The sequence below is a fragment of the Peribacillus deserti genome (assembly GCF_002863585.1).
Classification (GTDB): domain Bacteria; phylum Bacillota; class Bacilli; order Bacillales; family DSM-1321; genus Paraperibacillus; species Paraperibacillus deserti_A.
Genome location: NZ_PGUY01000017.1, coordinates 1 through 14,449, shown reverse-complemented (window position 1 = coordinate 14,449; position 14,449 = coordinate 1). Strand labels below are relative to the sequence as shown.

Here is a 14,449-nt window from a genome sequence, read left to right as displayed (position 1 = left end):
ATCCGTAAAAAATACTTGTTTTTTTGGAAAAATGGACCCCAATCTCACAGTCGTTTTACAATCCTTCGCATTATAAAGTCCAACTATAGTGGAATACATAATTAAACCAAATAAGAAATACTATCTTTGAGACATTCCTATAATATTCGCTCTTAGGCAATTGAAGCTGGCAGTTTGATTGCCTCCCGCTGGTCATTCGTATAATTTGATATAGACTTTGCGGCAAATGGGTTTAGTTATGGTGCAAATACAAAGCCTCGCGGATTTTTAGTGACTCAATCATCCCCTGCAGGGTCTTTTAAGCAGGGTTTCTTACTGAACGTAAGAATGAACGCAAATTTATCCGATGCAATCATTTCAAAAAAGGCTTAATATCTTCGATTCTAGCGAATATTTTCCCCAAAAAAATGGTGCAATTAAGCTGCTCTCTATTTTTATTAAGGACCGTCTCCTGATTTTTCGATCTTAAAGCGCAATGTCAGGGCCGAGCCGAACGAGCTTCAATGCCCATTCCAGATATCCTCTACACCCACGCGAAAGATCATTTCCTACGATTTCTTTTTATGGCAGTCCATACAGCTGCAGCCCACATTAGGATCACTGCGGCATAGGAGTAGTTGATAACTGTTGCCGACAAAAAACTCCCAGTATGCAAGAGTGTACGCAGGTTGGTAAGGATAATAATTCCGCCGACCAGCACTCCCAACAAGTGTGCTGGAAGTTTTCGGACAAGCCAGGCTGCGGCAGGAGCAGCAATGATTCCGCCAATCATGATGGCGATCACCCAGGTCCAATTTACTTCTGTCCAGCCAAGTGACACAAGGAATCCAAGAGTAGCTGACAAAGATACAGCGAATTCGCTGGTATCCACAGAGCCAATCACTTTTCGGGGTTCATCGTCATTTTTAGCAAGGAGCACTGGGGTGGTAATGGGCCCCCATCCTCCTCCTCCGGTTGCATCCATGAATCCGGCCGCTAATCCAAGCGGAATTAATTGCTTACTTGAGAACCCTTTTTTCGAAGGCGGTGTGTTGTGGTTTTTAAATGCGAACCTGCAGATAATGTATATACCCAGGCATAACAGAAATCCGGAAATATAAGGTTTCATCACATCCCCTGGCAGGCTGCTCAAAAGACAAGCACCAGCAAAAGCTCCTGCCGACCCTGGGATGATTAAACGTAAGACAGTCTGCTTATTTACATTGCCAAAGCGAATATGTGAGATACCGGAAGCGGCATTTGTTACTACTTCTGCTAAATGAACCGAGGCTGACGCCGCGGCAGGTGCAGAGCCAAGCAAAAGTAGAAGGGAAGTGGATGTAATTCCAAAGCCCATTCCAAGTGAGCCATCTACCAGCTGAGCGGCAAGGCCGATGAATGCCAGGATTATTAACTTTTTCATTGTATACCTCCAGCCTGAAAAATTAGAACCGTATATATGGATATGAAAAGCATCGGGCATTTGTCACGACAGAACAAAAAGTAAAGACATACCAGTAAAGAAAACGCTTACACTATTTTTATTTTCATCATACAATGATAAATAGGCATGCGAATAAATATCGATACATGATTTCGGGAGGCGCTGCAATGGAAAAAAAATATAAGAATATGGAAACGGAAGTCATTCATGCTGGATATGAAGCGAAAAGTCATTTAGGCAGTTTATCTACACCCATATTTCAAACCTCCACATTTACATTCGAAACAGCGGAACAAGGCGAGAACCGATTTGCCGGCAAAGAGGAAGGATATATCTACTCAAGACTTGGAAACCCCACCGTTCGTGCACTTGAGGAAAAAATAGCTGCCCTTGAGAATGCGGAGGATGGAATTGCGTTCGGTTCAGGGATGGCGGCGGTTTCAGCGGTTTTATTTTCCCTGGTTCAAACAGGCGACCATATCATCTGTTCGCAAGGATTGTATGGCTGTACATTCGGTTTATTGGAGCTGATGAAAGAAAAGTTTAAGATCACATACGATTTATCTCCAATGGAGAATGTTCAGCAAATACAGCAGCTGATCAAGCCTGAAACGGTGTGCATTTATGTGGAAACACCGATTAATCCTACAATGAGAATGATAGATTTAGAGATGGTCGCAAGTACGGCCAAGGAACATGCGATAACCGTAGTAGTAGATAACACCTTCAGTTCCCCCTATCTGCAGCAGCCGCTGAACCACGGGTGTGATGTCGTTCTTCATAGTGCAACTAAATATATCTGCGGCCACGGAGATGTTGTGGCTGGGTTAGCAGCCGGAAAGAAGGAGTTTATCCGAAAGCTTGGGATGACTACGTTAAAGGATATTGGCGGGATTATCTCCCCTTTTGATGCCTGGCTCCTATTGCGAGGCTTAAAAACGCTGCCAGTCAGAATGGACCGCCATACCGAGAATGCTAAAAAGCTATATGAAAAGTTAAAAGAACATAAAGCTGTAGAGCATGTCTATTACCCAGGGGACCCCAGCCACAAGGACTACCATATCCTGAAAAAGCAGATGAAGGACGGTGGCGGCCTTATATCCTTTGAAATAAAGGGCGGTAAACAAGAAGCTCAATCCGTAATGAATGCTTTAAAGCTCATAAAAATTGCGGTAAGCCTTGGAGATGCAGAGACACTGATTCAGCATCCGGCCACGATGACTCATGCCGTAGTTCCGGAAGTACAAAGGCTAGAGATGGGGATCAGTAATCAGCTGCTCAGGTTATCGGTGGGCCTTGAGGCATGGGAGGATGTTTGGGAGGATTTGAAGCAGGCATTAGATACAGTGATAGAAAGCCATTCCTAGGATGGCTTTTTTGACTGCAAAAGAGCTTTATCTTTTTACTAGTGTTTTTTTATAGAATTGTGAAATGATAGATATCCCGAAATAGGAAGTCGGATTGTTCTTAATCCGGGGCGGCCCTTCAGCAAATATTAATCCAGGCAGCATGAATAAAAGAATAACCTGCAAAAGCTGGAACACTTGCTTTTGCAGGAGAATCATCCGGGGGATTTTTATAATTTTTTTTAGGATGCGTTCAGAAAAGTAGTATCTGACTATCAAATTTTAGAACCGGACCGTTATAATGTATTCAAACCATCATTCACAGAATGTAATTGTTTACAGAAACTATTAATCCATGCAGGAGGAACCAGGATGAAATTGTTTGCTTCGCCTAAAAAAATCATTACAGGGGAAGGATCTATTAAACAAGTTTCTGAAATTGTAAAAGAATATAAGGCTAAGAGAGTTTTTATCTTTGCCGATCCGATCATCGTTCAACATGGACTGACAAAATCTCTGGAGTCCGGGCTGCGTGAGCTTGAAACAAAATATTCAATATATACAGAGATCCAGCCCGAACCTTCTATTTCGGCTGGCAATCAGGCTGTGCAGGCAGTAAGGGACTTTCAGGCTGACCTTGTCATTGGAATCGGGGGAGGAAGCTGTCTAGATATCTCAAAAGCAGCGTCAGTCCTTGCTGTGAATCAGGGCGAAATCTCTGATTATTTAAATCTGACAGGCACCAGAACCTTTAATCACCCAGGATTGCCAAAGGTGCTGATCCCGACTACTTCAGGTACAGGAGCTGAAGTAACGGACATTGCCGTATTTTCATTGGACGATACTAAAGATGTGATCAGTCATGAGTTCCTGTTGTCTGATATAGCCATCATTGATCCTGAACTAACTTATACGCTGCCTCCAAGAGTGACCGCTGCAAGCGGTATTGACGCTCTGACTCATGCAATAGAGGCGTTTCTGTCTGTGAATGCAACCGTTTTGACTGACACACTTGCACTGGAAGCAGTTTCAAGAATTGCTGCCAATATAAGGACAGCCGTGTGGCAGGGCCGGGATACAGTCGCAAGAAGTGAAATGTCCTGGGGAAGCATGCTGGCGGGATTAAGTTTTTACAATGCTGGAGTAGCCGGAGTTCATGCCCTGGCTTATCCACTCGGCGGACTATTTAAGCTTCCACATGGCGAGTCTAATGCGGTTCTCCTGCCTTATGTACTGGATTATATCTGGCCATCATGTATTTCGAAGATGGCTAGACTGGCAGCTGCATTACATCTTCCAACCCAAAATATTCATCAGAGGGAAGCTGCAATATTGGTCGTACGGGAAATCAGGAACCTTATAAAGGATACTGGCCTGCCGTTAACGCTTAACGAGTATGGGATTACCGAGGATGATATTGACCTTCTCGCGGAAAATGGCATGAAACAGACCCGTCTTCTTGCCAGAAGCCCGAAATCCTTTACAATTGAAGCTGCAAAAAATATCTATCTTTCCGCTCTCAGGGGAGATATAGGACTGGGAAGATAGAGACCGTCTATCATCCGTAAAAGGAGATTATCAATGTTCCATACTATTATTGAGCCGAGGGTGTCTGAAACAGATGGAGTAGGGCACATTAATAATACAACCGTTCCGGTGTGGCTGGAGGCTGGGCGAAATCAAATTTTTGCGTTATTTACACCTGACCATTCTTTTCAAAATTGGAAAATGATCATCGTAAATATGAATGTAGATTATGTTGGCCAAATCTATTTTGGGAAAAAAGTGGATGTCTTTACCTGGGTCAAAAAATTGGGGAACTCAAGTCTGGTGCTATATGAGGAAATCTATCAAGACGGAAGACTATGTGTGAGAGGGACAGCAGCATACGTGAATTATAATATGGAGCTGAAACAATCAGAGCCCATTCCAGCTAATATCCGGGAGATTTTGGAGACCCATTATTATCAAAATGAATGAAAAATAAGCATAAAAACACACCCCGTCTGTATCCAGAAGGGGTGTGTTTTATATTTTATGGTTTCAATACAACCTTTATACAGTCGTCTACATGGTCATTAAATACTTTGTAGGCTTGGGCTGCTTCGTCAAGCGGAACCCGGTGGGTGATAATCTCGGTCGGATCGAATTCTGCTCTTGAAATCATATCAAATAACATAGGCATATAGTGGATTACTGGAGCCTGTCCCATTTTTAGTGAAATGTTGCGCTCGAAAATATTGCCCAGCGGGAACATATTATACATCGAGCCATATACTCCGGTCAGCTGGATCGTACCGAATTTCCTTACAGCATTGAGTCCAATTTGAATCGGGCTGATGGTTCCGCCTTGCAGCTTTAATTTTTGGCCGATCGCCTCAAGCGGTGATTTTTTGCCGTCCATGCCGACACAATCAATGACAACATCAGCTCCGCCATTTGTGATTTCTCTGATATAAGAGCCGGTATCATCATACTTCTCAAAATCTATGACTTCTACTTTATTCTTAGTTTTTGCATGGTTAAGGCGGTATGAAGTATTGTCAACTGCGATTACCCTCTTAGCACCCTTCATCCAGGCGAACTTCTGCGCCATTAATCCGACTGGACCACACCCCAGCACCACTACAGTATCCCCTTTTTTCACGCCAGAGTTTTCTACGCTCCAGTAGGCAGTCGGAAGTACGTCAGACATAAACAGCAAGGCTTCGTCTTCCAGTTCACAAGATTCGGGAATCACGAACGGCATAAAGTTACCGTAAGGAACTCGCAGCAATTCAGCCTGACCGCCCTGATAGTTCCCATATCGTTCTGTAAACCCAAAATAACCGCCTGTATCTAAAACCGGATTAGGATTGGAGTTATCACATTGGCTTTCCATATCATGCTCGCAATAGAAACAGTGGCCGCAAGAAATATTAAACGGAAGGACAACTCTATCGCCTTTTTTAACTTTTGTAACCTCTGGTCCGACCTCCTCGACAATCCCCATAGGCTCATGGCCGACGACATAGTCTTTATGAGTGGGCAGCGCACCCATATAAATATGGAGATCCGATCCGCATATTGCTGTAGATGTGATTCTGACGATAATATCATCGTTTTTTTCTATCTTTGGATCCGGAACTTGCTTAACCTGCATATTCTTTGGTCCCTGAAACGTTACAGCTTTCATACATTCAGCCTCCTAATTGTGGAATACTTCACTTATACCCCTAAATTTCTTAATAAAAGCTAATTTATATTAAAATCTTTGGTAAATAGAACATCCAATATTTTGTTGAACCTATTATGCACTAAACAAGATCTTTCTATTCCTCCAATCTTAAAAATAAAGCAGCTAAATGAAATGTTTTTGCCAAATTGTATGATGACAAATCACCAGTTGGCCATCCTTGTTATCGTATTGATACCGCTCCCTTGTTAACTGAAATGTTCAAACTATATCATCGATCGCTTTTTTCTGCAAAGGAGGAGTTAGATAAGCTGCAGCGAATACATAAGGGGCAAGTGTATCTAAGTTCAGATAAAGCGAGGAATACATAATGGACAGCGAGATCCTTCTTAAGGCAAAAGAAATGTTTGGGGTAACCACTAAGATTAAGCGGGTTACTGAGGGATTCCAGAATATTGTTTACTCATATGGAGAAGGCGGGCGTGAAAAATATTTGCGCATTACTCCTGCAAAGCTGAGAAATATGAATCTGATTGCCAGCGAAATCGCATTTATTCTTGCCTTACATGACGGCGGGATCCCGGTCTCACTGCCGGTGAAGTCTGCAGCCGGGAACTTCATAGAAACGGTTCATCATAAGTGGGGTCCCTATCATCTGGTGTCCTTCGAAGCTGCGTCAGGCTGTCCCGTGGATGTAACTCAGCCGGATATCTGGAATAAGGGCCTATTTAATAAATGGGGCCGAATGATGGGGAACATGCACAAGATTGCCGCAAATAACGTAAAACGAGACCTTGTGAGACCTGTCGGACTGGAGGCGGATGCTTCTATCTTTTGTGGTGTATGTCCCTTTGTTCCGGATATCATTAGGGAGAAGTATCAAGAGCATCTTAAGGTATTATCGGATCTTTCAAGGACACCGGATCTCTTTGGGCTGATGCATAATGATTTTCATCAGGGCAATTTCCGGGTAGAGTCTGGAGAAATCACATTATTTGATTTTGATGACTGTGCTTATTATTGGTATGCAAATGATATAGCTGCCAGCTTCTATCATGCCAATTGGCAGAATACTTCTTTTAATGGAAAAAACGAAAAATTCACAGAACTATTTTTTTACGAATTTTTCGATGGGTATACCAAGGAATTTACTCTACATAAAGAAATGACCGAACAAATACCACTTTTTCTTAAGCATCGGGAATTTTTTCTGCTGGATCTATTCACTAAGAATTGGGATATAGACCAACTTGAAACATGGCAGTCATATACATTGAAGGATTTAAAGGAGCGGATTGAGCAGGAAAAGCCGGTTATTGATCAATTGCTTTTATAGACAAAAAAAGATCAAGACAGTAACTGTCTTGATCTTTTTTTGTTTGTTGTTTTAGGTGGTTTTAAGATTTAAATGTTAATTTTATTATTAATGATTATTGTGGCTTCTGCCGCGTACAGCCTTCATAATGAAGCTAACAATCAGGATTAAGATGATAGCCCCAAGCAGTGCCGGGATAATAGCGAATCCGCCAACATCAGGACCCCAGCTTCCAAAGATTAATCCTCCAAGCCATGCACCGATAAAACCAGCGATAATGTTTCCGATAACGCCTCCAGGGACGTCACGTCCTAAGATTAATCCAGCTAACCAACCGATAATACCACCTATAATTAATGACCATAAAAATTCCATGATAGCATGTCTCCTTTTTGATGATTTTTTTTACTTGGCTTATAAGCTTGTTCTTTTTTTGCCCCAGTTTGGGACATTCTAAACATCATTTTAATTTACAAAATTTCACTTTATTTAAAATTTAGGATACCCCATCTTTTTTTTAGTATGTAAGATCAATCAGATTCCTCGTTTTTTTCTTCGGGGAGTGGTATTAATAAATTGAGTATATAAGAAAGATAATAATGAAAACACAAATCGAAGGGAGCAGGTAAGCATGATGAGTCAAATTGAAATTAAGGAAAAAGAAATTAATCGTGCACTGCTTCTTTTTGTGCTCCCCTTTTCTATAAAAGAAAATCGTATTGTTTCCCTAAAAAAAACGCTGTCTGAACAGCAATTTGAATTATTTAAGCTGGATGATCTTTCGCTCGAGGATAAGTACTACGGAGATTTTCAGATTTCCCATGAAAATATTGAAGGCTATTACCTGCCTTTTACTAATAAAATTTTATTTCCCAGTACGGAAAACCAAGAAGGATTCCACAGGTACTCAAGACCCATGAATCTAGATTGTAAATACAGGACTGAGAAGTTTTCTCTTCCTTTTAAACTTTTATCTACCGATGTCACGCTATGCCCGATTAATGTTGGGTTCATCACCATTCGGCTCCAAATTGACAGAGGAGCAGATTTTTCCGCTGTGATGGATTTTGCAGCAAGGTTCAGGAGTCTAAGTCCCGGGAGGAACTCAGAGAGTGAGATATCCATCCAGGGTAAAGAAGATACCTTCAAAGATGTTAAGGAGTTCATAACCAAGCATATAAATCCTTCCATTACGGATTTTTTTGATAAGACGAACATGGAGGAATCCTATTTTGAAACGTTCCCTTTTTTCGAGGATGACAAGATGTACGTACAATCCATTTTTTCCTTTAGGGAAACTGATCCCTTTGTGAAAATGGATGTTTTCCGTGCAGCGAATCTGGATGGGAGCGACCAGGAAGGAAAACCAAACATAAGCTCCACGAACAAAAGGTATATCAATGAATTCCTAAAGGAAAACAGCTATGACAGATGGGCTCCAGACACGTATTATGTAGTGAAGGAAGACCATTTCTCTTGTATTACCAATGAACAGAGATCTGGCCTGGATGCCATTGTAAGCCAGATGTTTGGAGAATATTATTATGGGACCCTTCTCAATCTTTTTCATAAAATCGTCCTGCTTAAGATTGCCAATGATTACTCGGAAATAAGAGTTGATCGGGACAGGGAGAAAGTAGAAGAACTCATTTATATCGTTAATTCATTTACTGCCAATTATTACTTTATTGAGCTGGCAACCCAATCACAGGGAAGAGATATCTTTCTGCATTTAAGGGACGTCTTTAAGATTGAAGCCATGTATGATGACGGAAAACAGACACTTTACAGTTTGTATCGCTACCAAGAATCTTTTTCTGATAAGAAGAATAGTTTGCTGCTTCTGTATTTAACACTGTTCACCGTAATAAGCGGAATCTACGGAATGAATCAAGTGATTGATGATTTAAAGGGAAATATCAATTGGGAAAGACTTATGAGATATTCCTTATTCGAATATATAGCCTTATTTGTAACCGTAAGCGGGATGATCGTGTCGGTGTATCTAACGATTTCAACGTTCCTTACTTGGAGAAAAGACCGGCTGAAGCATAAGGCATGGGAAAGAAAGACAGCAGTTTCGACCAGGAAACAGTAGGAATTCAAACTGTCCTTAAGTAGAGGGCAGTTTTCTTTATGAAAAAATCTCTTTGTCATCAAAATTGAGAGTGTTATAATGTTTAGCGTTAACATCGGATCCGGCTTTCATGAGAGTTGAAAGTCACTAAAAAGAAGGATGTAAGAGGTGTTCTTTTGTTCAACTTACAAAAAATTAAAAATGAATGGTTTGGAAATGTAAAGGGGGATATATTGTCTGGAGTCCTTGTGGCGCTGGCCCTTATACCTGAGGCTATTGCATTTTCTATCATTGCAGGTGTGGATCCTATGGTCGGGCTTTATGCCTCATTTTGTATTGCCGTTGTAATTGCCTTTATTGGGGGCAGACCAGGCATGATTTCTGCTGCCACAGGGGCTATGGCCCTCGTGATGGCAACTCTTGTAAAGGATCATGGCCTGCAATATTTATTTGCAGCCACCATCCTGACTGGCATTATCCAAATCATACTGGGAATGGCGAAAATAGGCATTTTACTGAAATTTATCCCAAGAAGTGTGATGACAGGCTTCGTAAACTCACTTGCTATCTTGATATTCATGGCCCAGCTGCCGCATTTTTATGGTGAATCATGGGCTATGTATGCTATGGTCGCAGGCTCTCTTGCCATTATTTACATCCTGCCCAGGTTTACAAAAGCTATACCAGCTCCACTTGTTGCGATCATTGTGATGACGATTATAGCCATTACAACAGGAGCTTCTGTCAGGACTGTAGGCGATATGGGAGAGCTGACCCAAAGTCTTCCGGCATTTATGATTCCGCATATCCCGCTTAATCTTGAGACTATTAATATTATCCTTCCTTATTCCATTGCCCTATCTTTGGTCGGGCTTTTAGAATCCCTTCTTACAGCCAGGATTGTGGATGACATGACCGACACCGACAGCGATAAAAACAGAGAAGCAAGAGGACAGGGAGTTGCTAATATAATTGCCGGTTTCTTTGGCGGTATGGCCGGATGTGCGATGATCGGACAATCCGTTATTAATGTAAAAGCAGGAGGAAGAGGCAGATTATCAACATTTATTGCCGGAGCTTTTTTAATGGTTCTTATTATTGCTCTTCAGGATTTATTGGTCCGTATACCTATGGGTGCTCTGGTCGCTGTCATGATTATGGTATCGATAGGAACATTTGACTGGTCATCTCTGCTGAAACTTCACATCATGCCTAAGACGGATGTTATCGTTATGATCGTTACTGTTGTTACGGTTGTCATAACACATGACCTTTCAAAGGGCGTAATCGCCGGCGTAATTTTAAGTGCGGTGTTCTTTGCGGCTAAAATATCCCGAGTCGATGTAAGCAGAAGCGCTGCCAGCGGAAAGACTGTATACCGGGTCAGAGGGCAGCTGTTCTTTGCATCCGTTACAGAATTTATGAGTTACTTCAAATTCAAAGAAGATGACGCAGTTGTGATCGACTTTACCGAGTCTCATCTTTGGGATGATTCGGCTGTCGGAGCCATTGACCGCATCGTTTTAAAATATAAAGAACTAGGCACAGGCGTCACTATAAAAGGATTAGATTCGGCCAGTTCAAAACTAATCGATAAGTTAGCCATCTTTGATAAAGCGGAGCGTAAAGCTGTGAAAAATCATTAATACAAACCAGGGACTGAAAGAATGCTGTCAGTCTCTTTTTTTGTGGTGTGTTAATGGTGGCATTATATAAACTAGATTAGCGTCGATAAAGGGAAGAACGCCTATCGGAACACCTATAAGGGTGGCTATTAATCTGTTTGCTTTAGTAAAAAGCGATAGTTTTATTAATGAGATTTTGCATGATTTAGAATGTGAGATAAGCATAAACCCAGCGGTATAAGCATAAGCCAGTAATTTTAAGCATAAATCCATTTTTTTAATCATAAACCTATCAAAATACGCAAAGGAAAGACTAGGATAAGCATAAAACCACTTAACATAAGCATAAACTGCTAAAACATAAGCATAAAAGTAAAAAAAATAAGCATAAAATCTCCGGACCTAAGCATAAACTTTTAAGTCGGCATCTATTTTTATCGAAAACCTGATATTTGCTGGTGATTGGCGGCTGGATTAATCTTTTTACGTTCCGATTTTTACCAAAACATGCCGTTTTTATAAAAAATAAGACCTTTTTTATTCTAAACTGTGATAGGCCAGCCAAATCTCAAGTGCAGATATCAAAATATTATATCCCATTTGTGATTCTAAACATATATGTGGATGGAAATAAAATCCCCTGTTGCAAATAACAAATCATGTCCCAAATTAACATGATAATACTAAATTTATTATGTGTATGATGCAGCGGAATTTGATTCTGCCGATTCAAAACATTATATCGCAAATTATTTGTGCTACTAACCATCTAGGTAAATGGCGGCGAAATCTCATGTGGCCGATTAGAAGTTATGATGGCCAAAGTTATTTTTGACACATAATGTGGATAGACACAAATCCCCTGCTGCAGATAACAAATATGTCCTGAATCATCTGTAATTTAAAAAATAGCAATTGGATGTCAATGAAATGCGTATGGCATGCTAGAAAAATCAACTAGGCAGATTCCACCAATCCCCTCTATGCAAAATGGTCCTCGAAATAACACTATTCTCCAAAAATCAACAAACTTCTTCGTTGTACAGATTTTCATTTCTTGCTTTTCTTATTTCCTGGTGCTAAAATTCAATTGATTTCATAGAACTTTCAGGCAGAGCCTTGAATCTATGATAAAAAATTTTATATTTTGTCCTTCGGGGTCGGGTGAAAGTCCCAGCCGGCGGTGATGAAGCTTAGCTTACGAGCCCGCGAGCCTTTTTAGGCAGGATTTGGTGTGAATCCAAAGCCGACAGTATAGTCTGGATGGGAGAAGGACATGTGGAACTGGTCTATTTTTGAATCAGTCTATTGTTTCGTAAGTAAACAGAACAATAGGCTTATTTCAACGCACCTATATTATCCATATTCTCCCAACCCCTTATATCATGTTAAGGGGTTTTTATTTTTGTAGCGGAGGGAGACAGATGTTTACAGGAATTATTGAGGAAATCGGCACTGTAAAACTATTGCATAAGCGCGCTAATAGCAGTGCACTTGAAGTATATGCGAAGACTGTCTTAGAAGATGTGCGGCTTGGAGACAGTATTTCCGTTAATGGTGTCTGTCTAACGGTTACCAGCTTCTCTTCTGAGAGCTTTACCGCTGATGTGATGCCTGAAACAGTAAAAGCCACTTCGCTTCACCTATTGCAGCCCGGTTCAAAAGTAAATCTTGAGAGGGCAATTGCCGCAGGGGGAAGGTTCGGAGGGCATTTCGTTACAGGCCATGTTGACGGGGTAGGCAGGATCGTTAATAAGGTGCAGCAAGAAAATGCCGTGTACTATGATATTTTATTGCAGGATGATACAAGCCTGTATTGCATCCCTAAAGGATCGATTGCCATAGATGGTACCAGCCTGACTGTTTTTAAGGTGAAAGAAGATACGATCACGATTTCCCTTATCCCTCATACCCATGAACAAACCGTTTTAGGAAGCAAGGGAAAGGGAGATATAGTCAACATAGAAACGGACTTGTTTGCAAAATATATATTGAAAAAAACCGAATCTGTTAAAAAGTCGTCTTCGTTAAGTATCGATTTTTTACAGGAAAATGGATTTTATTGAGGCGGTGTTAATTTGTTCAGCAGGATAGAAGATGCACTAGAGGATATAAAAGCAGGGAAGATTGTGATTGTTGCTGATGATGAGCATCGTGAGAATGAAGGAGACTTTATCGTAAGAGCAGAAGATGCTTCCCCTGAGGCGATCAATTTCATGGCGACGCATGGGAGAGGACTCATTTGCACATCCATTACAGCAGAGCTTGCAGGAAAACTTGGATTGCATCCCATGGTTGAAACGAACACAGATCATCATGGGACGGCTTTTACCGTTTCGATTGATCATAAAGATACCACAACAGGAATCAGCGCGTATGAAAGATCACACACTGTGTTGAAAATGCTTGACAATCATGCAAAACCAGAGGACTTTAAGCGTCCGGGCCATGTATTTCCCCTCATCGCTAAAAAGGGCGGTGTACTGGAACGGCCAGGCCATACGGAAGCTGCAGTAGATTTAGCTTATTTAAGCGGTGGAAAGCCTGCCGGGGTCATTTGTGAAATCATGAATGCAGATGGCACGATGGCAAGGGTGTCTGAACTGATCAAAATTGCAGAGGAACATGGGCTGAAAATGATCACGATTGCTGATTTGATCTCTTATCGAAAAAAAATCTCAGCAGCAAGCAGTACTTTATAATAATCGAATATTGTTGATATATAGGAGGCTATAGAAATGGGAAGAGTTTTTGAAGGTAATGTTATTGGCACAGGGTTACGAGTAGGTATAGTAGTTGGCCGTTTTAATGAGTTTATAACTGGGAAGTTATTAAGCGGTGCGCTTGATGGACTGAAGCGTCACGGAGTAGATGAAGAAAATATTGATGTAGCCTGGGTGCCAGGTGCATTTGAAATACCCCAGGTGGCAAAACGACTCGCAGCAAAGGGCGGATACGATGCGGTAATTACGCTCGGGACAGTTATTCGTGGTGCAACACCTCATTTTGATTATGTCTGCAATGAAGTCGCTAAAGGTGTAGCATCAGTATCATTAGAAACAGGAATTCCGGTAGTATTTGGTGTTTTAACCACTGAAAATATCGAGCAGGCGATTGAACGTGCCGGAACAAAGGCGGGCAACAAAGGCTATGAGGCTGCTGTTACAGCAGTTGAAATGGCGAATCTTTTTTCATCAATCGATTGATTTACTGCCTGGCAGGCAAACCTGCCAGGTTCTTTTATTTCTTTTTTTATTAACGATGATGCTAATTTTGGGTATATGTTGATTGCGTTTAATCAAGACGGCAATTCATAGTGGTGTAACAATAAATACTTGAAAGCATCGTCTTCCGTTTTTCTTTTGGCTGTTTTCTAAAAGATTGTTGTTTTTTGATACAATTTATTGATTAAACAGGTTGATCGTAGTGGAAGGTGCGAGACTCCTGCGGGAGCAGCGGGTATTGTCCAGCTCCGGACTGACACCTTC

General features: G+C 41.3%; 11 protein-coding genes, 1 pseudogene and 1 riboswitch. Of the genes and pseudogenes, 9 read left to right on the top strand and 3 right to left on the bottom strand.

The window, feature by feature from the left end:
• Positions 1 to 541: 541 nt before the first annotated feature.
• A complete protein-coding gene (locus CUU66_RS05920; protein WP_101640757.1) occupies positions 542 to 1,402 on the bottom strand; it encodes a sulfite exporter TauE/SafE family protein in 861 nt (286 codons plus the stop codon).
• A 188-nt stretch (positions 1,403 to 1,590) separates the two neighbouring features.
• Between CUU66_RS05920 and megL the strand changes: the two genes are divergently transcribed.
• The 3 genes from megL to CUU66_RS05900 all read left to right on the top strand — a co-directional run bounded on the left by megL (position 1,591) and on the right by CUU66_RS05900 (position 4,749).
• Entirely contained in the window at positions 1,591 to 2,790 is a 1,200-nt protein-coding gene (gene megL / locus CUU66_RS05915; protein ID WP_101640756.1) for a methionine gamma-lyase, read from the top strand.
• Positions 2,791 to 3,141: 351 nt separating this feature from the next.
• The gene (locus CUU66_RS05905; protein WP_101640754.1) at positions 3,142 to 4,317 is read left to right on the top strand and encodes an iron-containing alcohol dehydrogenase; all 1,176 of its coding nucleotides are present in this window, start codon (positions 3,142 to 3,144) and stop codon (positions 4,315 to 4,317) included.
• A gap of 33 nt (positions 4,318 to 4,350) precedes the next feature.
• Positions 4,351 to 4,749 (top strand): acyl-CoA thioesterase, encoded by a 399-nt coding sequence (locus tag CUU66_RS05900; protein ID WP_101640753.1) that lies wholly within the window; start codon positions 4,351 to 4,353, stop codon positions 4,747 to 4,749.
• A gap of 55 nt (positions 4,750 to 4,804) precedes the next feature.
• On the opposite strand, the gene CUU66_RS05895 is transcribed toward CUU66_RS05900, so the two are convergent.
• Positions 4,805 to 5,944 (bottom strand): zinc-dependent alcohol dehydrogenase, encoded by a 1,140-nt coding sequence (locus CUU66_RS05895; RefSeq protein ID WP_101640752.1) that lies wholly within the window; start codon positions 5,942 to 5,944, stop codon positions 4,805 to 4,807.
• 370 nt (positions 5,945 to 6,314) lie between these two features.
• Between CUU66_RS05895 and CUU66_RS05890 the strand changes: the two genes are divergently transcribed.
• A complete protein-coding gene (locus CUU66_RS05890) occupies positions 6,315 to 7,280 on the top strand; it encodes a phosphotransferase enzyme family protein (RefSeq protein ID WP_101640751.1) in 966 nt (321 codons plus the stop codon).
• A gap of 87 nt (positions 7,281 to 7,367) precedes the next feature.
• Here the strand turns inward: CUU66_RS05890 and CUU66_RS05885 are convergent, their stop codons facing one another.
• On the bottom strand, positions 7,368 to 7,634 hold the full coding sequence (locus tag CUU66_RS05885) for a GlsB/YeaQ/YmgE family stress response membrane protein (RefSeq protein WP_101640750.1): 267 nt from the start codon (positions 7,632 to 7,634) through the stop codon (positions 7,368 to 7,370).
• A 256-nt stretch (positions 7,635 to 7,890) separates the two neighbouring features.
• Between CUU66_RS05885 and CUU66_RS05880 the strand changes: the two genes are divergently transcribed.
• The 5 genes and pseudogenes from CUU66_RS05880 to ribH all read left to right on the top strand — a co-directional run bounded on the left by CUU66_RS05880 (position 7,891) and on the right by ribH (position 14,167).
• A complete protein-coding gene (locus tag CUU66_RS05880) occupies positions 7,891 to 9,357 on the top strand; it encodes a hypothetical protein (RefSeq protein WP_142383702.1) in 1,467 nt (488 codons plus the stop codon).
• 155 nt (positions 9,358 to 9,512) lie between these two features.
• On the top strand, positions 9,513 to 10,982 hold the full coding sequence (locus CUU66_RS05875) for a SulP family inorganic anion transporter (RefSeq protein ID WP_101640748.1): 1,470 nt from the start codon (positions 9,513 to 9,515) through the stop codon (positions 10,980 to 10,982).
• A gap of 1,125 nt (positions 10,983 to 12,107) precedes the next feature.
• Positions 12,108 to 12,240, top strand: a riboswitch (FMN riboswitch).
• A 145-nt stretch (positions 12,241 to 12,385) separates the two neighbouring features.
• Positions 12,386 to 13,027, top strand: a complete 642-nt coding sequence (gene ribE, locus CUU66_RS05870) for a riboflavin synthase (RefSeq protein WP_101640747.1) — start codon at positions 12,386 to 12,388, stop codon at positions 13,025 to 13,027.
• Between the two features lie 12 nt (positions 13,028 to 13,039).
• Positions 13,040 to 13,630, top strand: a pseudogene (ribB, locus tag CUU66_RS05865) (3,4-dihydroxy-2-butanone-4-phosphate synthase); the annotation flags it as partial.
• A 69-nt stretch (positions 13,631 to 13,699) separates the two neighbouring features.
• On the top strand, positions 13,700 to 14,167 hold the full coding sequence (gene ribH / locus CUU66_RS05860) for a 6,7-dimethyl-8-ribityllumazine synthase (protein ID WP_101640745.1): 468 nt from the start codon (positions 13,700 to 13,702) through the stop codon (positions 14,165 to 14,167).
• Positions 14,168 to 14,449: the final 282 nt, after the last annotated feature.

Coding starts and splice junctions, on each gene's coding strand:
- CUU66_RS05920 (WP_101640757.1), bottom strand. CDS start 1,402: ATGAAAAAGTTAATAATCCTGGCATTCATCGGCCTTGCCGCTCAGCTG.
- megL (WP_101640756.1), top strand. CDS start 1,591: ATGGAAAAAAAATATAAGAATATGGAAACGGAAGTCATTCATGCTGGA.
- CUU66_RS05905 (WP_101640754.1), top strand. CDS start 3,142: ATGAAATTGTTTGCTTCGCCTAAAAAAATCATTACAGGGGAAGGATCT.
- CUU66_RS05900 (WP_101640753.1), top strand. CDS start 4,351: ATGTTCCATACTATTATTGAGCCGAGGGTGTCTGAAACAGATGGAGTA.
- CUU66_RS05895 (WP_101640752.1), bottom strand. CDS start 5,944: ATGAAAGCTGTAACGTTTCAGGGACCAAAGAATATGCAGGTTAAGCAA.
- CUU66_RS05890 (WP_101640751.1), top strand. CDS start 6,315: ATGGACAGCGAGATCCTTCTTAAGGCAAAAGAAATGTTTGGGGTAACC.
- CUU66_RS05885 (WP_101640750.1), bottom strand. CDS start 7,634: ATGGAATTTTTATGGTCATTAATTATAGGTGGTATTATCGGTTGGTTA.
- CUU66_RS05880 (WP_142383702.1), top strand. CDS start 7,891: ATGATGAGTCAAATTGAAATTAAGGAAAAAGAAATTAATCGTGCACTG.
- ribE (WP_101640747.1), top strand. CDS start 12,386: ATGTTTACAGGAATTATTGAGGAAATCGGCACTGTAAAACTATTGCAT.
- ribH (WP_101640745.1), top strand. CDS start 13,700: ATGGGAAGAGTTTTTGAAGGTAATGTTATTGGCACAGGGTTACGAGTA.